The sequence below is a fragment of the Cobetia crustatorum genome (assembly GCF_000591415.1).
Classification (GTDB): Bacteria; Pseudomonadota; Gammaproteobacteria; order Pseudomonadales; family Halomonadaceae; genus Cobetia; species Cobetia crustatorum.
This window is the reverse complement of record NZ_JEMF01000011.1, coordinates 25,837-46,463: the sequence shown is the minus strand read 5'-3', so window position 1 is coordinate 46,463 and position 20,627 is coordinate 25,837. Positions and strand designations below refer to the sequence as shown.

Genomic DNA, 20,627 nt, shown 5'->3' with positions numbered 1-20,627 from the left:
TATGTCTCGCAAGGAGTATGGCGTGCGCCTCTCATCAACAGAGCAACGTCTGCGGCTGCGGGCGCCGGATGATGTGATGCAGCTTGAGCGTCTGGGCAGCCTGCATGCCAGTCGCCTGAGTTTCGTGAGAAGTCTGATGCGTCAGATGGCTCGTCAGCGCTGGCGGATCACTACGACACGTTTCGAGCTGGATGCCCACGGGCATGGCGTGGCGATTTATTGCTTGCAGACGCCGAACAAGCGTTATCACGGCGTCATCTTCTCCCAGGCACTGGAGGATGCGGCGCGTTCTGATCGCGTGATCGCAGAAGCCTGGGATGTCACGTTCGGCGTGGTGGAAGGTGACGTGGACGATGCTCTGCTGGAGCAGATGGCCGCCAATGTGCCGCTGCAGGAAGCAGGGCGTCAGCATCCAAGAATTCTGGTGCTATCGCGAGCCAATCGCAGTCTGCGTAATTTCTCAAGCTTCCTGGATGCCCTCAGCGCAGGGCATCAACCACAGCCTGAGTGGTTGACGAACGTGGGCTATCTCTACCGGACCACGGCGGTCTACGGCAACGGCAAGTTTGGTATCGCGGATTATGACCGCCTCAAGGACAACGCCGATTTCCATCGCCCATTCTCAGCCCAGATGCTGGCGGTGTACCTGCTGCGCCATTTCTCGATCCAGCAGATCGAACATATGGCATCTGCCCGCGCGCCAGAAACCGCTGTCCCGTTGGCAACGTCACTGAGACGCTATCTCGGCATTGGCAATTCGACCGGCTTGGGGATGGCGCCCTTCCTGATCAATCATCCGCAGCTGGTACAGCGCTGGATGGAGAGTCGTGAGCTAGCTCTTGCAGAAGTGACAGCCCAAGTGCCGAGAGAGCAGGAGCGTGCGCAACTGCTGGCACTGCTGCAGCGTGCCGAAACCCATCTACGGCAGACGATCACCGATGATCATGAGCAGGCCCTGCGCAATCAGGAGACGGTTGCCTCGCTCCCGGAGTTGAGAGTCTGGCTTGAGGTCGTGCCATTGGGGCCTGAGTTGTGGCAGGAGCTCATCGATTGGAGTCGCCAGCAGCATGGGTTGGAGGCACAGGAGTTGGTGAACACCCTGTTACTGGAGCTGTATCCGGACATCGTTGATCGCTACGAGGATTCCATGGCGGTGACGGAAGGCCTGGAATTGACGCCAGACATGCCGCTGGTTCATCTCAAGCAAGTGATCGAAACGCATTATGACTGGGCGCTACGTTTTGATTTCACTCAAGGCGAGAATCGTCACTGGTTCTGGTATCGCTCGGTAGAGAAGGAAGAGCCTCGTCTAGGCGAGCGAGACAAGGAAGCGGGAGCCGACAAGGAAATGAAACTGGCGATTGCCCCGCGGGTCGCGGATACCCATGCCGCGATCAGCCAGTATCTGGAAGAGAACCCGCAGGCGCTCGTGGTGGAGTTCCTGATTCATTGCCCACGCCACAAGGATATCGTGCGGCGTATCCAGACCATGTCCAGCACGAGCTTTGGTGAAATACGCGCCAATCTCTGGGCACGTGACATGAAGCCCATGCATCTATTGCGCACCAAGCTGTCTTTCTTCGGTGCCAGTCGTTTCGACCCGAAGTCCGATCGCTGGGTGCGGATCACCCTGTTCCAGGGAGCACCGCTGGTGGAGGAGCTCAACGCCGAGCCCGATGACCTGCTTGCCTTTGATGACTGGAGCTTTCCGCTGGAGCCGCAGATCAACCGCGAACCCGTAATGGGTATCACTGAGACATCACAACAAGAATCACCTCAAGCAATGGGAGGGATGTCATGAAGGTCTCCTACAACGAACTTCATGGTCTTTGCCGCAAGGCATTTCAGGCGATGGGCTTCGAGGATGGTGACGCGGGAGATGCCGCGGATATGGTCGCCTGGATGCAGTTGTATGAGCTGCAAGGCCTTGCTGCGCTCAATCGTGGACTGCGCTATCTGCTGGAAGACTCGGAAGAGCGACCGCCGGAAATCATCTATGCCGATGGAGATCTCGCGGTGCTCGACAGTCATGGGCATAGCGTATTGAAAAGCTCATTGCTGGCACTGGAACTCGGCTTTGCCAAGGCGCGGGCGCGTGGTCTTGCCGTCATCAAGATTCAGCATTGTCATAACCGCCAGTTGATCATGGGGTATCTGGCTCGTCTGGCGGGGCGGGGCATGAACGTGACCGCGTTCTGGCGCAATGCCCAGGATGTGAACGAGGCGGTTGGCAGTCCCATGATCGAACAGGTAGTGGGCTTCAGGGCCAACAGCCCGGTGCCCGAGATACGGGTAATCGTGCTGAGTGCGCCGATCCGTCATGCCAGTCTGGTGGAGGGGTTCACCGCACGTCTGCGCGAGACGGTGGCGGCTACGCCCTTCGCCGAAGCGCTGGGCAGCGTCACGCATCGCGCTGCTGGTGATCAGGGCTTGCATGAACTGCTGGCCGCCGCTGAGTCGGGTGGCATGCCGCATGTCATCTGGCTCAGCGTCGATTCGCTGTTGTTCGACAGCAGTGTCTCGGAGCTGTCGCGGCGCGGACAGCTGGCTTATGCCTCCCGCCCGAGCGGTCTGTTTCCCGGTGAGGCTGTCGCGGCACTGCTCTTCGAGCGTCTCGCGCCTGACTCACCGGCTCCCTTGCAGGGCTGGCAGGTGCCGCTGGCAGCAACGCTGACTCATCCCGAGCGGGGCAGCCGAGAACTGCGCCGCTCGCCCGCACCGTTGATGCAGCTGATCGAACGTCACTGGCCCGTGCAGGCCGGGAATGACGAGCACGCGCCCACCCCCGAGCCGTTCGAGCCCATGCGTCTGGTGATTGATAGCCTCGGGCTGCCTGGTCGCGCGGTGGAAGCCGGCACCAGCCTGATGAACCGCTGGCCGGGACTGGACATGATCGAGGATGGCACCACGCTCGATAGTTTCTGCGGCTGGCCGGGCGACGCCTGGCTTGCATTGGCGTTGGTGCTGGCGATCGCGGAACTGGAAGACAACGACAGCGCCCTGGTCGTGTCGCTGCGGGACGATACCCAGACCCGGATGCTGACACTCACGCCCTGTGCCGGTTAGCGCTGACGGCGCTGCGCTTGCCTTGTGCTGACTGTGCTCGTCCTGTGTTGAACATCGCTGCGTCATGAGACGCATGACCCGAACTGAATAAGCCGGTGCACTCGCTTACCGAGCGAAGAAGCTAGCGCACCGCGAGGATGTTAAGGATGGCAGATATTTCCTGGCTGGATAGCCTGCTAGAGTCGTTCGAGGTTTCGCTTGATCAGAATGAGCGCCTGCTCACGCTTGAGATGAGCGGCGCGGATTTCATCCCCCATCGACTGGTGGCAGAGGAGCGCGTCTCGCGGCCCTTCGCCTATACGCTCGACTGCATCTCGCAGAACGGTGATATCGAACTCAAGACCCTGATGGCGCAGCGGCGGCACTCTCGGTGCGTCAGGCTGATGGCAGCTACCGCAAGCTTTCGGGGCTGGTCGAGTCCGCCGCACTGCTTGGCGAGGACGGCGGTGTCTTCTATTACCAGCTGACGCTGGTGCCGTGGCTTTCGATGCTCAAGCTGGGCCGCGACAGCCGCATCTTCCAGGACCTCACCGCGGTCGAGGTCATCGAGTCGGTGTTCTCGAATCACGCCATCGCACAAGGCGAAGCTCAGGGCGGCTGGCGGCTGGACTTGCGCCGTGAATATCCGGCGCGCAGCTATTGCGTGCAGTATCGCGAGAGCGACTTTCAGTTCGTCAATCGCCTGATGGAGCAGGAAGGACTGTTCTACTACTTTGAACACGCCACGGACGACAGCGATTTCAATGGCCATCGCCTCGTCATCACCGACGATGTCGCGACCTGTGCGCCGGTGGAGCCGCAAGTCATCCGCTTTCACCGACAGGATGCTACCGAGTCTGAGGACTCCATCACCCAGTGGAGCGGCCGCCGTCAGCAGCAGCCGACCCGCGTCAGCCTCGGGACGTTTGATTACAAGCAGCCGGGCCTCGAGAAGCGTTCCGGTCAGGACACGCGCAGCGATCAGGGCAACCTCAGCGAACAGGAAGTCTACGACTATCCCGGTGAGTACTATTTCGATGATCACTCACGTGGCGAGCGCCTGACGGTCAATCGTCTTGAGGCGCATGAATCGCGCGCCAAGCGCTTCCATGGCGCCGGTGGTACGCGTCAACTGGAAGTCGGCCGCTGGTTCGAGCTCAGCCAGCATGCGCGTCACGAAGACGGCGACTCCAGCGAGCGTGAATTCCTCGTGCTGGGCCTGACCGTCTGTGCCGAGAACGCACTGCCGGTCTCCGCTCATCTCAAGGCATTGCCTGGCAGCTTGCAGGCGCGCATGGCCAGTGCGCGCAAGGCGCATGGCCTCGAGAGTGACACGCAAGATGACTATGCCGGCGTCGGCACCGGCCAGTACTTGATCGACTTCGAGTCTCAGCGTCTCAGTCAGCCGTATCGTCCGTCTCTTGATCATCCACGCCCTTCACTTGGCGGCCCGCAGACGGCGATGGTCGTCGGCCCCGAGAATGAAGAGATCCACACCGACTCGCTCAACCGCGTGCGGGTGCAGTTCCATTGGGACCGCAGCGAAAAGGGTGCGGCCGATGCGAGTTGCTGGCTACGCGTCGCGCAACCCAACGCCGGTGCGGGCTGGGGTAACGTCTTCGTGCCGCGCATCGGCCAAGAAGTCATCGTCGATTTTCTCGAGGGGGATGCCGATCGCCCGCTGATTACCGGCCGCGTCTACAACGGCGACCAGACCCCGCAGTGGCACTCCAATGGCTTGCTCTCCGGAATGAAGAGCAAGACCTATCGCGGCAACAAGTACAACGAGCTGGTGTTTGATGACGCCACCGATCAGGAGCGTGTACGCCTGAACTCGGAGCACGAGAAATCCCAGCTCAACCTCGGCTATCTGATTCACCAGCAGGGCAACACACGCGGCAGCTTCCGCGGCACCGGTTTTGAATTGCGCTCGGATGCTTACGGTGCCGTGCGTGCGCATCAAGGATTGTTGCTGACCAGCTGGGGCCAGATCGCCGCCAATGGTGAACAGCTCGACCTCACACCGGCGCAGCAGCAGCTGGCCAGTGCGTATCAGCTTTCCAATACGCTCAGTGACAGCGCCACCAGCCATGAGGCGGAAGCCCTCGCGACGCTCGATAACCTCAAGCAGGCCAGTGAAGATGCTCAGGGCCGCTATGGCGCCCAAGATAGTGGTAGCAGCTTCGATGGCACCTCTGCTCAGGGCACTGCCAACGGTGGGCGCGGAGAAGCTGCGCGCCTCAATGCCCCCTGGCTGCATGTCAGCTCACCGGCAGGCATTGCGACCAGTACGCCAGAATCCCTGCATATGGCACAAGGCAAGTCGCTCAGCATCACCAGCGGCGAAGACATCAACCTGGCCACTGGCCGCAGCCTGATCGCCTCGCTCTCCGAAAAGTTCTCACTCTTCGTGCAGCGCTCCGGCATCAAGCTGTTCGCCGCCAAGGGCAAGGTGGAAGTGCAGGCACAGAGCGACGCGATGGAACTGACCTCCGAGAAAGGCATGACCATCACCTCCACCGAAGGCGCTGTCACCCTCCAGGCCAAGAACGAGATTCTGCTTTCCAGCGGCGGCGGTTATCTCCGCCTGAGTGGTGGCAACATCGAAGTGCACGGGCCGGGCAAGGTGGATGTCAAAGGCGCACAGCACAGCTTTGGTGGGCCGGCGAGCATGGAGGCGACGTTGGATGAGCTACCGGAGGGGACCGATTGTGAAACCAAGCATAAAGGCGCTGCAGGTCGCGGCTCGGCATTGGTTGATGGGTGAGATCACAGAATGACAAATTGGCTGATTCACGATCATCTCAATGGACCGCTGACACTTGGGGGCGTCGAGTTTATCGGTGCGCTCCAGCCACGACGCCGATTGGATCTGCACGCGCTAACACCCCATCTATATCGCATCACTGAGTCTGCAGCTGCTCAAGTCAGGGAGCAAGCCGAGGCCATGTCGCGCCATGACATGCCGCCCTCGTATTGTGCGTTATTGCGTGCGGATGTCGATGCGAGCGTCTTGTTGGATCAATTGAGTCGATTCTGCTTGGTAGCCACTCCAACGGCTAAATGGATGTATTGCCGTTTTTTCGACCCTCGAGTCATGACTCATCTGCGATGGATTTTGACACCGCATCAGCTGCACTCTCTATTGGGTAAAGTTGAACGATGGGAGTTTTTGGATTCTCGCTCGCAATGGGTTGTATTGAATAGTGCCCCACAATCTACGTACCAATTGCGGTTGGTATTTGATAAAAATCAGGAGCGTACCTTGGCTACCTTGCCATTGCTGCGGGACTGCCTGAAACAGTGGCGGCTTCATGACTCATTGGCGCCGAATGACGACGCACAAGCTGGTGCTCGTGTCGCCGACTGTCTAAACCGGGCGCATGAGCGCGGATTGATAGATGAACGAGATCAAGTCGCAATGACTCTGCATGAGCTACTGATCCATCCTGATATCTGCCAGCACCCTGACATCAAGAACGCGATTGTGTTGGCGAAGGGTGGCGAGGGCTATCGACACGTGACGGCGGGCTGGCCAGCGGCACGTTGGGAATCTATTCGGACACAATTAACCAATCGGGAAATGACGTAGCATGAGCGCGATTCCGAACATCAACGAAGTGGTGGTAGCTGCTACTGCAAACGCTTCCAGTCAAAGTAACGATGCCTCTACCGATACAGGAGGCTGCAGCGATTGTCAGATGTGCCAGAAATCCCCAGGCTGGTCATACTCCCGGTACGTTACGCGGCAATTGCCGAGAGCCACGCTCACGGTATTGATGGACTCGTGCCGATAACAAGTGGAGGAAACTTCGGTGATGGCGTCCTCGACAAGTCGATGCAGAAAGCCAACTATATTCTGCGGTGCATGCGATTCGGCTACTTTTATCTGCACTTTCCGAATGGCGATGCAGACGGTGTCAAATGGCGCAAGTATCGTGTCACCAGTGACAGCAATTTCATTCCTCTTCCAATCGATGGTCTAGCAGCACCTGGTATAGAGAAAGCTGTGGCTTGTCGAAGTTCCAGCGATTGGCAGATGGCCCGTTGTGTCACGATCAGCCAGCCGGAGAAGGTGACACAGGCATGGTTGGCATTTTCAGATACTGACTGGGATAACACGGTGCGGGATCAGATTGCACAGAACCCCTCCCAGCGTATGCAGTTTCTTGATCCTTCTCTTTGTATCTCCCCGGCAACGAGTCAGCCTCATACCGCACCACTTTCGACAGTGGCCGATTGGGTGAGTGAGTATCGCCATAACACGGAACAGAGCTTCAGCAGTACCGTGGCTGACAAGGATGATCCGCAAAATACCGCTACCTTCGAATCCGTCTATCCCTATCACTGGCGTGCCTTCGAAGCCGACGATTTGATCGGTACGGCTGAGAGAACATCACAGGGGCGATCCATTCTCTTTGCGACTCACGATCCACGGGGGATCACCGTCGAGCTCAATGCCGAGCAGATTCAGGCGGTATCCGCGTCGCTGCAGCGCTTCAGCTGGCGGAGTTCCTCCTGGGAGGGAATTCAGGCGCTCAAGCATACTGTCGAAGTGACAACAGAATCTGTCTACCGAAGTGGTATTGCCGCGAACGAGTCGATGATGCTGAACGTACCGGAAAATCGGCTTCGTGAAGCGAGACAAAGAGTGGATAACGGTACGGCTTCGGAAGCGGACCTCAAGACCATTTCGGATATGGAAGCGCTACTGGAGGAGACTAAGGCAGCGCATCAACGCCAATATCTCAGTTCGGATACGATTCGAGCTCGAAGTCAGCGTGCTTGGAAGGAAACGCGTAATGACGTCTGGTTTGATGTCTATGAAGATGATAGCGAATATTTGCGGATGTCAGACGAGGAAATTGAGCAGGACTTCAAGGAGACCGTCTCCAAGGTATTAAAAAATGATCAGGACAAAGTGCACACGCCGATTTCGGAAGATCATGCGATATGGCTTGGGTCGGACGCGTTGAAACGCTGCTTTGAATGCGACTATCGGACCGACGATCTAGATTCTGGCGTGCATTACGTCCATCACTTTATCGAGTGTCTCCAAGATGCCGCCGACCGCGCGGAATGCGAGAGCGTCATCCAGGAATGGATGGAACAACCTGATTTGGATGACACTTCTAATATACTCATGCGTAGTCTGGTTTGGAATCAGCAGACACATGCGGATGTCGTGAGCGATCTGACGGGGACACTGATTACGAAAAGCAATGCTCAAATGGCACTGGACAAGATGAATAGTGCTTGGGCGGCCAGTCGAAAGCATATGTTCAATCCGGAAGCCTCTGAGGATGCCGCCAAGAATGTTTTCTCTCATTTGCTCTACCAAACCGGCGCGCCGGTTGCCAAATTTCTTTCTCGCCAACTCGACTCGGCAGCGATGAATGTTTACGTCGCCTCATCGATGTTGGCTACCGGGCGACTGATGTTAAAGCGGCCCCTGGCTGGCACGCCCGGACAGCACCTCGATTGGTTGGCCGCGCAGATGCGTCAACAGATACCGCGCAACAAACGACCGAGTGCCAACCAGATGCGTCGTGTCATGCAGGCTTGGTTGAAGACGGGGGAGGCCGAGCCAACGATTCGCATTCCCCATATCATCTTGCTCGATGATACTGCACTCCGTCAGACAGCCGATGGCAGTGGTTCAGGCCGAGCGGCAGAGGCCAGATTGTTACGCTCCGATCGTCCAATCATTCTTACAGCGAACAATATTCGCGAGACCGCGTTGCCGAAGTTTCAGGCTTTCGTCAATGCTGATACTCGGATAGCGGCCGTTGGGTTGCTATTCAGTACGGCCTCGATGTTATTCGCGCGAGACTCGATGCAAAAAGCGAATGTATTTGCAGATGAGGAAGCCGCAGGACGTTTCTATGCGAGTAGTTCAGGGCTGATCGGTGGTGTATTGAGTACTGTCGAGACAGGCATAGAGCGAGCGATAGCCGTTAACGCCATCAGTGTCGCCAAGCAGGATAATGCCTTGGCCCGGGCCGTAAAGTTTGGTCGGGCTGGACGTTTCTTTGGCGCAGGCGCAGCTTGGGGATTTGCGTATTATGATTTTCAAAATACTATCGAAAACTATCATAAAGGTAACTTGGTCTTAGTAGCATTATATGGCCTGTCAGCTGGTGTAAATACACTGCTTGGATTTATGTCGATATTTGTCAGATTTCTTACGGGCTGGGCGGGATTGATATTTATGATCGCTTTGGGAGTAACGCTGCTAATAGAGGCTATTAAAGATAGTGACGCTCAGAATTGGCTAAAGCACTGCTTTTATGGCAGCGAAGATCGTTGGCCCAGTGTCAAGGTAAGTGACAAAGAGCTACAGAAGGTATTGGAGAACTGATCATGAATAAAGCCCAGCAAAAGATACTTGAAGCAGTGGGTCTTTTAAGTAACAATCGACTTAGTTGTTCATCATTTTCTAAAAAACATATACTGGATGTCAGGAAAAAATCGGCTGAGATAAAACCACCAAGTTTTATGTGTGCTAAACGAAAAGACTGTCTCATATTAGCAGAGTCTTGGTTCCGTGAAAGAGGGTTGTATTTTTCTTGGGGAATGTTAGGTGGTTCTGTACTTATGAGTATTTTTTTGTACATGGCATTAATAATGCCTTGGTTTTCTGATGTTCCAGTTGGTATCGCGGAAATTTTTCTTTTAACATTCTTGGCTCTTCTTGGTTTTTTATTTTCCTATCCTCTGTTCTTTGCTGCGAAAAGCGAGCTGAAGACTCAAGGGCTTCAGTACACAATCTTCAACACCGACTCAAATAATGTCCACTTTGTTAGTGATGTCGACTTCCAGCCAAAAACCTGTCGCTGGGAGGAGTGTACATTCTGTCTTGCCTACTCGGCTGGCAGTATCGAAGGCTACTATTATGAGCTCAAAGGCTATCTTTTCAATGAAGATGGTAGCGTCAAGGATAGCTTTTCATTTGATGACTATCACTATATGATTTCGAATAGCGATAATACTCGCCAAGCGATGATCAAGGATCTTTCCGCCAGGTTTGAATATGTACGCCGTTTTATGGAAGAGGGATCCGACTCGGTAGAACCTATCGCTGGGTCACTTGATTTGAAGCCAAGTCTCTCCGAAGCTGCACATCGATTTCAGCCCAGGTCCGAAGCTTCGGAGGGTAAGAAGTTCCATGTAATCTATTCAATAGTACGCACGGTGTTTCTGATTCCATTTAGTGTACAAGTCGTGGGCCACTACTTCTTCTGTCGCTATTGTCGCCTACCACAGTGGCCGCAAAATGTGATTGACGAGTGTGGTGAAGATATTTTCCCAAAGCGGTGATCTCCACCATGTTATGTACCACGGTCGCAGACTTTGAGTGTAATACCCCACAGGGAAGGTCAGGTGTTGCTTTCAGAATCTGCGGTTGAGGAGTATTGACTCAACGATTCTTGACTATCTTTTGTTCGTTCTATAAGGGTGTTATCCATGTTCAGTGCAGGCGATGGCGTTATCGTACTAGGTGATAGCACGACTCATGGCGGTAAAGTGGTGTCTGCCCAGCCCAACTATCTGTTGGAAGGCAAGCCAATTGCCGTCGTGGGCGATACTGTGGTGTGCCCCAAGGATGGCCACAGCAAGTGCAAGATTATCGAGGGGCATCCGACGATCAGTCTGAATGGCAAGCCTGTCGCATTTCATGGTTGCCATACCTCATGCGGTGCGACGTTGATCTCAGCAGCGAGTGGCAAGCACGGTTTGGGGTAATGAGCACGGCTCATGCCCAGTAGCCTTATGTTCTCTCAAAAATCCTGCAGCAAAGGCAAAGGCTGCGGGATTTTTCGTTGTACGCCCCAACGAAGACTCGAGGTCACATCACGAGAAGTGAAGTACTGTCTGAGGTTGTCGCCAGAAGTTGTCCTCCCTTGGGATGACAGAGTGGTGTACTGAGACATCTCCCCTGTGCGCCCTTGCCCATGGGACCTGTATTGAGGAGTCAGTCATGATCACCTGGCCAGAGGCGTTTTCCATCGAAGGGCAGTATGTCGCGTTGGTGCCGCTATCTCACGATCATCATGATGGTCTGGTGGAGGCCACTGCCGATGGGCAATTGCATCGTCTCTGGTATACCAGTATTCCGGACAGTGCCGGGATGGCGGAGGAGGTCGAGCGCCGATTAGCACTGGAGACGATGTTGCCATTCGCAATCTTGGATGTCGCGACGGGCATAGCGGTGGGTATGACGACCTACATGAATGTCAGTCAGGAACATCGGCGTCTGGAGATCGGCTCTACCTGGTATCGTAAAGCGGTACAGCGCTCGCCAATGAATACTGAGTGCAAGCTGTTGTTGCTACGGCATGCGTTTGAGCAGCTTGGGTGTGTCTGTGTCGAGTTCCGCACGCATATCTTGAATCAGCAGAGTCGTCGTGCCATTGAGCGCGTGGGCGCAAAGCTGGATGGTGTGTTGAGATCCGATAGGATCATGGCCAACGGCACCGTGCGTGATACCGCAGTGTATTCCATCATTGCTAGTGAATGGCCGATGGTGAAAGCCAATCTGATAGAGCGGCTTGAGCAAACGAGCTAAGACGCTGCTCGTATTCTGCCGTCCAGTGAACTAGAGAGGAGTGCGGAAGTACGCTGTTTGGTTGTCTCTCTGGGCGATGCTGATGATCAGCGTGCCATCCAGCCACCATCGACGGTCATGATAGTGCCATGCATATAGTCTGAGGCGGCTGATGCCAGAAAGACGACAGGGCCTTTGAAGTCTGCTGCTGCTCCCCAGCGTCCGGCAGGGATGCGCGCGAGAATATCGCGTGAGCGTTCCGCGTCTCGGCGCAGGCCATCAGTGTTGTCGGTCGCGATATAGCCGGGAGCGATAGCATTGACGTTGACGCCCTTGGCTGCCCATTCATTGGCGAAGGCTTTGGTGAGCTGAGCAATGCCGCCTTTACTGGCCGCGTAGCCCGGTACGGTGATGCCACCCTGGAAGGAGAGTAGTGAGGCGGTAAAGATGATCTTGCCGTTGCCGCGAGTCACCATCTGTTTGCCGATTTCTCGCGTCAGTATGAACTGGGAGGACAGGTTGATGTCGATTACGCGGTCCCACAGTTCATCGGAGTGCTCGACGGCCGGAGCACGTTCGATGGTACCGGCATTGTTGATCAGAATATCGATCTGTGTAGTGCTTAGTTGCTCAGCCAAGCGATGAATGGCTGTGCGGTCTGAAAAGTCACAGGCGATGCCGGTGAACGTGCGGCCTAGTGCTCGAATTCGTTCACCTACCTCGCCGCCACGCTCCGACATGCTGGCACTGACACCGATGATATCGGCACCGGCCTCTGCCAGCCCAATAGCCATGGCGGCACCGATACCTCGACTGGCACCGGTCACGATGGCTGTCTTGCCGTATAGCGTGAAGGTGGTCAATACACTCATGCTGAGACTCCTGCTCCATGGCACGTGAAGCTAGTGCCTTCCGTGTGTGGTCGTAATCCTGTGGCTCATTGTCTTTCGTGTGATCCGCGCAGACTCATGAAGCCCAAGGTAAGTTAGATAAGGCTAAATCAAGGCTACCTGAGACGTGTGTTCATGAGTAGTTGGCTAAAGTCGTTGTCATGAGTCGCAAGCGGGATAGTAATAAAAAAGCGAGACAGGCCTGAGCCTGTCTCGCTTTTTTACGTTCTGCCGCTGTCAAACTCGCGCGATATCCTGAACTTCGTCAATCATCAGGTATCAGCGATTTCAGGAAGCGACCAGCATTTCCAGCGTGGCGCGAGCGCCATTGTCGTGCAGACTCTTCAGGGCCTTGAGATAGGCATCGCGGAAGCGCGGTTGGTCGACCAGGTCTCCGAAGAGTTCACGGTTGTCGATGAAGGCGGTTGGCTCATCATGTTGACGGCTGGCACGCTCCATCAACTCTTCCTTGAGCGGATCGACCACGTCGATGGTTTCGCCTTGCTCATCCACGCCTTCGGCGTAACGTGCCCAGCTGGCCACGACAGCCGCGGTACGGCGCAATTCACCCCCATTCTCCAGCTGTGCATGGGCAACGGGAATCAGGAACTTCGGAATGCGATCAGACGTCTCGGCGCACAGACGGGCGAGGGTGTCTTTCACTTCCGGATTGGCGAAGCGTTCGATCAGGGTGCGGCAATGCGCATCGAGATCGATACCCGGCAGCTGGGCCAGCGTCGGGCGAGCTTCCTCGTTCATGTAGCCGAGCAGGAAGTCGACGATCAGCGGGTCGTTGCAGGCTTCGTGGGCGTAGCGATAGCCGGCCAGATAGCCGAAGTAGCACAGCGCCTGGTGGCCGGCATTCAGTAGACGAAGTTTCATCAGTTCATAAGGTTCGACGTCTTCCACCGGCTGCACGCCGGCGTCTTCGAAGGCCGGGCGGCCATTGGCGAAGTGGTCTTCCAGCACCCACTGGGTGAAGGGCTCGCAGACCACCGGCCAGGCGTCTTCCACGCCGAAGCGTGAGGACAGCTCTTCGATGTCATCCGGGGTGGTCACCGGCGTGATGCGGTCGACCATGGAGTTGGGGAAGGGCACTTCCGCTTCGATCCAGGCGGCCAGTTCGGCATCGCGTGCACGCGCGTAGGCGGTGAACATCTTGTGAGCGACGTTGCCGTTGCCCTCGATGTTGTCACAGGACATCACGGTGAAGGGGGCGACGCCGCGTTCGCGACGACGTGCCAGGGCCTCGGTGATCAGGCCGAAGCTGGTCTTGGCAGCGCCCGGATTAGCCAGGTCGTGCTGGACGTCGGCGTTCTCGAGATTGAATTCGCCGGTCACCGGGTGGAAGTTGTAGCCTCCTTCGGTGACGGTCAGCGAGACGATGCGGATCGCCGGGTCGGCCATCAGCTCGATCACGGCATCCGGGGAATCCGGTGCAAAGCGATAATCGATGATGGAGCCCACCACGCGCGGCTCGTAGTTGCCGTCCGGGTGCTTGAGCACGACGGTGTAGAGGTGGTCCTGAGAGGACAGGGCTTCCTGCATGCGGCGATCGCCCGGCATCACGCCGACACCGACGATGCCCCAGTCCAGTGCCTTGCCCTGGTTCATCAACTCGTCGAGGTACATGGCCTGGTGTGCACGATGGAAGCCGCCCACGCCGAAGTGGACGATGCCCGCGCTGACCGCAGCACGATCATAGGTCGGGGTGGCTACCTTGGCGTCCAGCTGAGTCAGACTGGCATTGGAGAGACGAGTCATGGGGGGGAGGTCTCCTGCCGCGTATCGCGGTCGGGTCAAAAGAGGTAAAGAAGTCGTCGGTATTAACGGCCAGCGGCGAAGGTAGTCCTTCGATTCAGGACTGCCTTCGCCGTTGGCTTGGCAGGAAGCCTCTCGGCGCCTGCCGACTCAGCTAGCAGTAGAAGCTTGCTTGGGAGCCTGATTGTTGAATAGCGCCTTGCTGCGCTGAAGCTCCCAGTAGGCGAATGCAAAGTAGATCACCGTGCACCAGATCGTCACGTCATAGAACATCTGACGATTTGCCTCGTAGGTCGCCATGTCCGGGCTACCGAGCAGCACGCGAAGCGCCAGGACAAGAGGAACTGCGAGCCCCAATACCATCCAGATGGCCTTGATGACCTTGGTCAAGCCGGAGGTGTCCTTGATCGGCGCATAGTTCGTCGTGTCTGCCTGTTTGGCGTGCAGTGCTTCTACGCGCTGCTGGAAATCCTGCTCTGCGGCTTCAGCTTCCGGATAGGACGCCGCAGCACCTGCTTTCCTGGCCATCACGGTGTAGAGGGCGATAGACACGAACCAGGTCGGCAGGAACAAGTAATAAAATGGAATCAGATCCAGCGTCTCCAGACTGAAGCCGAAGATCAGCGAAAGACCCCAGGTCGCCAGTGCCGGTACGTTGTGCTTGAGGCCCTTGTAGCGTGCCCAGTAACGGCTGAAGCCGAGTTTTGGGAACAGATGGTGCTCGGCAAAGATGATACCGCCGACCGGGACCAGTACGAGGCCAGCATAGGTCAGCAGCGGCAACATACTGCGATAGACGAACGGGAAGCAGCTGAGCACGGCCACGCAGATACCGACGGCCAATGTTGCCTTGTTGCGCGACAGGTTGGGCATCGCGGACTGAGCGGCAAGACCTGCGCGATAGAGATTGGCGTTGGCGGTGGTCCAACCAGCGACAACCACGATCACGAAGCCGGCAGCGCCAAGGGCGTGCAGAGCAACCTCACCCGGTTCCAGCACTTCGATGCTGATACCCGCAACGGCAGCAGTCGCAGCGCCCATCAGGCCAGCAGAAATCCAGGCAACGTAGTGGCCGAACATCATGCCAGTGCCTGTTGCAAGGCCAGAGCGCATGCGCTTGGCATAGCGCAGCAGCGCCATGTCGATCAGGCCGAAATGAGAGAAGGTATTGGCAGCCCAAGCGAAACCAATGACTTCCCAGATGCCGATGCCGGCTTCACCATCGGAATTGATACCCGTGAAGACGGTGCTGCCTGCGACATCAATGAAATTCGAGAAACTGGTCAGGCTGGTGTTGCCGGTCACGGACTCAGCGAGTTCTGGCAATAGCACTAGGCCGCCAATGGTGAACATCAGCATCAACCACGGGGCACAGATGCTGGCGAATTCTGTTAGCGCATTGAAGCCATAAACCGCGACAAGTACCACGATGGCGGCAACGGACAACGCAAGCAGAATGAACTCAAAGCTGGTCGGATACGCCTGAGTCTGTGCGGGAATATCGAACAGAAGTCGCACTGCCGTTGCTGAAACAGTGATCATCGCCGCCGAGATGGCGGTGAAGATGATGACGTTGGCCCAGTTATAGAGGCGCGACATCGAATCACCGGCGATGCGGTGTAGATAGGTGAAGAGGCTGAGACGCGTTTCGATGGCGATCGGCGTCGTGATCAACCAGAAGCTGAGAACGGCCAGGGCATTACCGATCAGCAGGCCGAACAGGATGTCCCATATTCCGGCACCGAGCGCAACGAAGGTTGCACCGATGACGAACTCGGTAGCGGCGACATGCTCGGCGGCGTAAAGACCGGCGAAGTGCGGCCACCGATGCAGTTTGTGACGTGGTACCGGCAGTAGTTCATCGTCCATCTGGGCGATTTGCCGATCCAGGTCTGGCGCAGTACTGGCCATGTTTGGCTCCTTTTTTACGGCTTATCTTGCTGCTCCTACCTGAGGCGTCACGTAAGTGCGATGGCGTTCAAACCAGCAATGACGAGGATAAGTCGTCAACCAAACGATCAAATTACTCAGTGGCGGTGCAAATGATCGGCGAATGGTCCTGAAAACGCAAAGCTCTCGTGCTAGAACTTTGGGCTATGTCGCCAGAATATCGCGCTTTCATGGCATGTCGAAGCCGCTGTATCTCCCATGATACGGGGCTTATAGCGAAAGCCAATATGAATCAATGACACGATTCAGCAAAGAAAAAATCCCTCACATCTGGTCATTGGCACGTATTCGGTCATTTTTTACGTATGAAGAGGGGCCAATGCCAAGAGAAACGACAAGAGTAATGCCGTTGCAAAATGCGCGGATGCGTACTGGCCCCAGTGATCGCACAGTCATCCGCGGCTGTCCTCAAGGATCATTTCGCAACGATGCTGATTCACGTGACAGGTGGGCGGGGGAGCATTGCTTTCTGCCGGGGAGAGGTAGGTAAAAGCATCAGGCTATTATGTGTTCAATCTTTCTTTCAGCGTCTCTCTCACGGCTTCAGGAGTGAACGGAGGCTGCAAGAAGCGTATGCCTGTCGCATCAAACAACGCATTGGCAATGGCGGGAGCGCCGGGCAGTGAGGTGGATTCTCCGACGCCCAGAGGTGGTTGGTCCGGTCGATCCAGCAGCATGACATCGATGTCGGGGATCTCGGAGAAGCGCAGTATGGGATAGCTGCCCCATTCACGGCTGGTCGGCAGGCCATGTTCAAAGCTGACGCGTTCCTTGAGGGCCCGGCTAAGCGTCTGGATGACATTGCCATGCACCTGGTGGCGGACACCGTCAGGGTTGATCATCAGTCCTGCATCTTGCCCGACAGTCAGTCGAGTGATGACGATGCGGCCGCTCTCTGGATGTACCTTGAGCTCGACGACCCATGCGGCGAGTGCCGCACCAAAGCCCGGGAATTTGCTGTGCACATACTGGGCGTAGGCGAATCCTCGTCCTGTCAGCCAGCCATCGTCATCGACACTTCCGGCAGGGACAGAGTGCGCAACGCGTGTTTCCCAGCCTGCGCGTGTCGCCACACGCATGGAGAGTTCGATCGCACGCGAGTCCGTGAGTGCGTTGAGTCGATAGGCAACCGGGTCCTGCTTGGCGAGATATGCCAGCTCATCGATGAAGCTCTCGTGGGCAAAGGTATTGGGCATGGCCGAGACGCCGCGTAACCAGGAGGCGCGCACCAGAGTGGGCACGTCATCGCAGCTGATGTCGCGTTGTGGATAGTGGTAGGGCGGTACGGATGTTCGATCGCCCATCTCGAAGGGCAGGTCGCTGGGCGTGGTGGCGCCGGTCAGCAGGAGTGCCAGGGTCGGTGAGTTATTCGAGGGATAGCGTGAATTGAAGCGATAGGCGATAGGGATACCGTCTGCATCGATCGCTCCCGCGACCGTCATGAGCTGAGCGGCCCCCTTGGGTTCCCAGGCATGTTCCTGCGCGCGTGTCAGCTGGACGCGGACCGGGCGGCCCACCGCACGTGAGAGCAGGGCAGCATCCGCCCCGACATCATCAGCACAATTGCGACCGTAGCAGCCAGAGGCCTCCATGCGAGTGATCGTGATCTTCCCTTCATCCAGCGCCAACAACCGAGCGAGGTCCGCTCTCAAGCTATGAGGATTCTGAGTGCCTGACCATAGCGTCAGCTGGCCATCACGATAGTTGGCCAGTGAGCAGGAAGGGCCGATGGAGGCATGCAAGTGATAAGGCCATAGATAGGTACGCTGCAGTGAGTGGCTGGCAGTGTTCAGCGTGTCTTCGACATTCCCCTCTTTCAGCAAAGGGCGGTGCTTGGCGGGCAGTGCGCGCAATGCTTGCGCGATGTCATCCAGCACTGGAAGGTCCTCGCAGTGTCGCCATTCTGTCTTGAGCTTGTTCGCGATGGCAGCCGCTTGCTCTTCGCGCTCCGCGACTACACCCACGAAGTCACCGATGACCACGATATCTACCAGCCCCGGCATGCCCATCACGGATTGAGTATCGACATCCATCAGGCTGTGGCCGATGAAGTCACCGCGATCATGTCCTATATAAGGAGGGCGAACGACAGCTCCGTGCAACATGTCTGGCAGTCGCATGTCGTGAACGAAGGTCAGTTGGCCCATGGCTTTTTCGGGGATGTCGACGCGTGGTGTCGGCTTGCCGACAATTCGATAGTCGCTCACTGGCTTGAGAGTGACCTGCTCCTCAAGCTTGAGGGCATGTCGATGTCCTTTGAGCAGCTCGCCATACGCGATACCGTGAGTGCTGGCGTGTGGCGCCTGCGAGGGCTGTATTGACTGCACTCGACCGCCGGAGCAGCGCAACGTCGTGCGAGATACGCCAAGGCGTTTCGCGGCCAGATCCAGCAGATATTCTCGAGCCTGGGCCGCCGCGCGCCGAAGGGGGGCAGCCGTGATCTGAATGGTGGCGCTGGCAATGGTCGGCCCCTGGTTGGGTACCTCAAAAGGATGGCCCAGCACCATGCTGACCTGTGCGTAGGGGACTTCCAGCTCTTCGGCCACGATCTGGGCAAGTGAGGTGCGAATGCCGGTACCCAGATCGACATGACCATTGAAGGCCATGACGTAACCATCCTCGAGTATCGCAATGAAGAGTTCCGGCTCGAGAGGAACGAAATCGGAATGTGTGCCGGGCTGGCCAGGGGCAGGCCTGGGGGGAATGACAGGGTCACGGTAGACCACCAGTACATCAGTGCTGGTGAGGAGTGCATGGCGGTCTGGCACTGATGGGCGAGTCATGTCGAGTCCCTGTTGGTGGTTGGATATGAGGTGATGGCCTGTCAATGTCTTGCATCAGTCGCTGACCGCTACTCGTCATGCCAGTCCCTTCTTTCAGGTGCCGAGGTCATGATTCATGGTGTATACATGATGAATATCGAGGATCAATCTGCCAGATGACTTGAGATTAATATCCAGATACTTTCTTTTATAGTCAATCTTTCAAGCTGTTGATGATGTGGTTGTCGCACACTGGTCACACCGTGTTGTTAAGGTGTACACCTCATTATATTGGTATGATCTCCTTCTTGAGTCATTGCCAGACGGGATACCTGCCACTAGTCGGGGCCGTATATTTCAAGGATGCATTATGACGATCGACAGACAGGACAAGACGATGCCCGGCACGGAGCATCCGACTCCAGCAGAGCAGGGCTATGATTTTTCCGAGCAGGTTGGCCATTTGCTGCGCAAGGCGTATCAACGTCATACGGCCATCTTTCAGCGTCACTGCAGTGATTCGCAATTGACGGCTATTCAGTTCGTGACGCTGTGTACCGTGATGGAGCGAGGGGCCAGTTCACTGACGGATATCGTCAAGGCGACCGATATTGATCCTGCCACTATTCGCGGAGTCATCAAGCGTCTCAAGGCGCGCGAGTGGGTGACACTGGCGACGGATCCCGCTGATCAACGCAAGGTCATGGTGGCGATTACCGAAGCCGGCGAAGCATTGGTCGAGAGCATGATTCCGGTGGCGCACCAGATTACTGATCAGACCATGAGCAAGCTCAATTCTGCTGAGCGCATCGCGTTGCTGCATCTGCTTGAGAAGATGAACAGACCCTAGTCATGAGTCATCGGCGTCGTGTTCGGTGCTCAGTCTAGTGAGAGCTCGATCTAGCAAGGGCTCGATCTAGCAAGGGCTCAGCCTAGTGAGGGCCTAGGCTCGAGAGGGCTCAGGTATCGCCGAGAACCTGTCGACAAGCATGCCCAGCGCATCATGGCTGGGCATGCTCATTCACGCTTGTTGCAAGTGCTCAAGCGTCTCTTTCAGTGATACGACGTCACCATATTTACTGTCGATGTCGAACAGATTGGCTTCATGAGGCGCGGGATGCCGGTCACCGACGCATTCACGTACCACCATCATCCGGAAGCCATGCTGCACACCATCGACGGCAGTGGCGCGAATGCAGCCGCTGGTAGAGCAGCCCACCACGATGAGAGTGTCCACGCCCATTGCCACCAACGTGGAGGCCAGCGAGGTGCCGAAGAAGGCACTGGCATATTGCTTGGTGATGACGAGTTCGTCATCTTGCGGCACAACCTCCTGGCAGAATTCTACATAGGGGCTGCCGGGCACCATGGCGCGCATGACGGGCGCCTTCTTGACCCAAATGCCACCATCACGCTGGTCAGGTGCCTGATAGAGAATGTTGGTGTGAATGACGGGAGTGCCGGTATCGCGAGCACATGCGAGCAATGCTGGCATTCTCGCCACGGCTTCCACTACGCCAGGGGCATAGAGAGGCGACTCGGGCTTGATATAGCCCTGCATGAAATCGACGACCAGCAAGGCCGCCTTGCTGCCAAAGCCCAGGCGTCCATCCCAGACACCTTTGTAGTTGTCTGCTGCCGCAGTGTCTTGATCAAAGGATTGCATGCCAG

Annotated in this window: 15 protein-coding genes; 10 read left to right on the top strand and 5 right to left on the bottom strand. The window is 56.7% G+C overall.

Annotated elements, in window-relative coordinates:
• Position 1: 1 nt before the first annotated feature.
• From BF12_RS0102445 to BF12_RS0102410, 9 genes are all read left to right on the top strand, one after another.
• Positions 2 to 1,801 carry a hypothetical protein gene (locus tag BF12_RS0102445; protein WP_024950883.1) on the top strand — a complete coding sequence of 600 codons (1,800 nt, stop codon included), beginning with the start codon at positions 2 to 4 and terminating at the stop codon, positions 1,799 to 1,801.
• Complete coding sequence (locus tag BF12_RS20990; protein ID WP_024950882.1) at positions 1,798 to 3,066, top strand: DUF3726 domain-containing protein; 1,269 nt, start codon at positions 1,798 to 1,800, stop codon at positions 3,064 to 3,066. Before BF12_RS0102445 ends, BF12_RS20990 begins: the two co-directional genes overlap by 4 nt.
• 146 nt (positions 3,067 to 3,212) lie before the next feature.
• Positions 3,213 to 3,533, top strand: a complete 321-nt coding sequence (locus BF12_RS22600; protein ID WP_248623597.1) for a hypothetical protein — start codon at positions 3,213 to 3,215, stop codon at positions 3,531 to 3,533.
• Positions 3,437 to 5,812: a type VI secretion system Vgr family protein gene (locus tag BF12_RS18340; protein ID WP_248623596.1), complete on the top strand. Its 2,376-nt coding sequence runs from the start codon at positions 3,437 to 3,439 to the stop codon at positions 5,810 to 5,812. Before BF12_RS22600 ends, BF12_RS18340 begins: the two co-directional genes overlap by 97 nt.
• Positions 5,813 to 5,821: 9 nt before the next feature.
• The gene (locus BF12_RS21490; RefSeq protein WP_084487934.1) at positions 5,822 to 6,637 is read left to right on the top strand and encodes a DUF4123 domain-containing protein; all 816 of its coding nucleotides are present in this window, start codon (positions 5,822 to 5,824) and stop codon (positions 6,635 to 6,637) included.
• A gap of 111 nt (positions 6,638 to 6,748) precedes the next feature.
• On the top strand, positions 6,749 to 9,406 hold the full coding sequence (locus BF12_RS0102425; protein ID WP_282705479.1) for a T6SS effector BTH_I2691 family protein: 2,658 nt from the start codon (positions 6,749 to 6,751) through the stop codon (positions 9,404 to 9,406).
• Positions 9,407 to 9,408: 2 nt separating this feature from the next.
• Positions 9,409 to 10,365 carry a DUF6708 domain-containing protein gene (locus tag BF12_RS0102420; RefSeq protein ID WP_156941112.1) on the top strand — a complete coding sequence of 319 codons (957 nt, stop codon included), beginning with the start codon at positions 9,409 to 9,411 and terminating at the stop codon, positions 10,363 to 10,365.
• A 147-nt stretch (positions 10,366 to 10,512) separates the two neighbouring features.
• Positions 10,513 to 10,791 carry a PAAR domain-containing protein gene (locus tag BF12_RS0102415; RefSeq protein WP_024950878.1) on the top strand — a complete coding sequence of 93 codons (279 nt, stop codon included), beginning with the start codon at positions 10,513 to 10,515 and terminating at the stop codon, positions 10,789 to 10,791.
• Between the two features lie 235 nt (positions 10,792 to 11,026).
• Positions 11,027 to 11,614 carry a GNAT family N-acetyltransferase gene (locus BF12_RS0102410; protein WP_035158725.1) on the top strand — a complete coding sequence of 196 codons (588 nt, stop codon included), beginning with the start codon at positions 11,027 to 11,029 and terminating at the stop codon, positions 11,612 to 11,614.
• 86 nt (positions 11,615 to 11,700) lie between these two features.
• On the opposite strand, the gene BF12_RS0102405 is transcribed toward BF12_RS0102410, so the two are convergent.
• The 4 genes from BF12_RS0102405 to BF12_RS0102390 all read right to left on the bottom strand — a co-directional run bounded on the left by BF12_RS0102405 (position 11,701) and on the right by BF12_RS0102390 (position 18,977).
• Entirely contained in the window at positions 11,701 to 12,465 is a 765-nt protein-coding gene (locus BF12_RS0102405) for an SDR family NAD(P)-dependent oxidoreductase (RefSeq protein WP_024950876.1), read from the bottom strand.
• 306 nt (positions 12,466 to 12,771) lie between these two features.
• The gene (locus tag BF12_RS0102400) at positions 12,772 to 14,247 is read right to left on the bottom strand and encodes a mannitol dehydrogenase family protein (RefSeq protein ID WP_024950875.1); all 1,476 of its coding nucleotides are present in this window, start codon (positions 14,245 to 14,247) and stop codon (positions 12,772 to 12,774) included.
• A gap of 147 nt (positions 14,248 to 14,394) precedes the next feature.
• Positions 14,395 to 16,155 (bottom strand): purine-cytosine permease family protein, encoded by a 1,761-nt coding sequence (locus tag BF12_RS0102395; RefSeq protein WP_024950874.1) that lies wholly within the window; start codon positions 16,153 to 16,155, stop codon positions 14,395 to 14,397.
• Positions 16,156 to 16,697: 542 nt separating this feature from the next.
• The gene (locus BF12_RS0102390) at positions 16,698 to 18,977 is read right to left on the bottom strand and encodes a xanthine dehydrogenase family protein molybdopterin-binding subunit (protein ID WP_024950873.1); all 2,280 of its coding nucleotides are present in this window, start codon (positions 18,975 to 18,977) and stop codon (positions 16,698 to 16,700) included.
• 349 nt (positions 18,978 to 19,326) lie between these two features.
• Here BF12_RS0102390 and BF12_RS18335 point away from each other — a divergent pair, with 349 nt between their 5' ends.
• Complete coding sequence (locus BF12_RS18335) at positions 19,327 to 19,806, top strand: MarR family winged helix-turn-helix transcriptional regulator (RefSeq protein ID WP_084487933.1); 480 nt, start codon at positions 19,327 to 19,329, stop codon at positions 19,804 to 19,806.
• A 171-nt stretch (positions 19,807 to 19,977) separates the two neighbouring features.
• Here the strand turns inward: BF12_RS18335 and BF12_RS0102380 are convergent, their stop codons facing one another.
• Entirely contained in the window at positions 19,978 to 20,622 is a 645-nt protein-coding gene (locus BF12_RS0102380) for an N-carbamoylsarcosine amidohydrolase (RefSeq protein ID WP_024950872.1), read from the bottom strand.
• Positions 20,623 to 20,627: the final 5 nt, after the last annotated feature.

Excerpts from the sequence above, each read along its gene's own strand:
- BF12_RS0102445 (WP_024950883.1), top strand. The coding sequence starts at position 2 with ATGTCTCGCAAGGAGTATGGCGTGCGCCTCTCATCAACAGAGCAACGT.
- BF12_RS20990 (WP_024950882.1), top strand. The coding sequence starts at position 1,798 with ATGAAGGTCTCCTACAACGAACTTCATGGTCTTTGCCGCAAGGCATTT.
- BF12_RS22600 (WP_248623597.1), top strand. The coding sequence starts at position 3,213 with ATGGCAGATATTTCCTGGCTGGATAGCCTGCTAGAGTCGTTCGAGGTT.
- BF12_RS21490 (WP_084487934.1), top strand. The coding sequence starts at position 5,822 with ATGACAAATTGGCTGATTCACGATCATCTCAATGGACCGCTGACACTT.
- BF12_RS0102420 (WP_156941112.1), top strand. The coding sequence starts at position 9,409 with ATGAATAAAGCCCAGCAAAAGATACTTGAAGCAGTGGGTCTTTTAAGT.
- BF12_RS0102415 (WP_024950878.1), top strand. The coding sequence starts at position 10,513 with ATGTTCAGTGCAGGCGATGGCGTTATCGTACTAGGTGATAGCACGACT.
- BF12_RS0102410 (WP_035158725.1), top strand. The coding sequence starts at position 11,027 with ATGATCACCTGGCCAGAGGCGTTTTCCATCGAAGGGCAGTATGTCGCG.
- BF12_RS0102405 (WP_024950876.1), bottom strand. The coding sequence starts at position 12,465 with ATGAGTGTATTGACCACCTTCACGCTATACGGCAAGACAGCCATCGTG.
- BF12_RS0102400 (WP_024950875.1), bottom strand. The coding sequence starts at position 14,247 with ATGACTCGTCTCTCCAATGCCAGTCTGACTCAGCTGGACGCCAAGGTA.
- BF12_RS0102395 (WP_024950874.1), bottom strand. The coding sequence starts at position 16,155 with ATGGCCAGTACTGCGCCAGACCTGGATCGGCAAATCGCCCAGATGGAC.
- BF12_RS0102390 (WP_024950873.1), bottom strand. The coding sequence starts at position 18,977 with ATGACTCGCCCATCAGTGCCAGACCGCCATGCACTCCTCACCAGCACT.
- BF12_RS18335 (WP_084487933.1), top strand. The coding sequence starts at position 19,327 with ATGACGATCGACAGACAGGACAAGACGATGCCCGGCACGGAGCATCCG.
- BF12_RS0102380 (WP_024950872.1), bottom strand. The coding sequence starts at position 20,622 with ATGCAATCCTTTGATCAAGACACTGCGGCAGCAGACAACTACAAAGGT.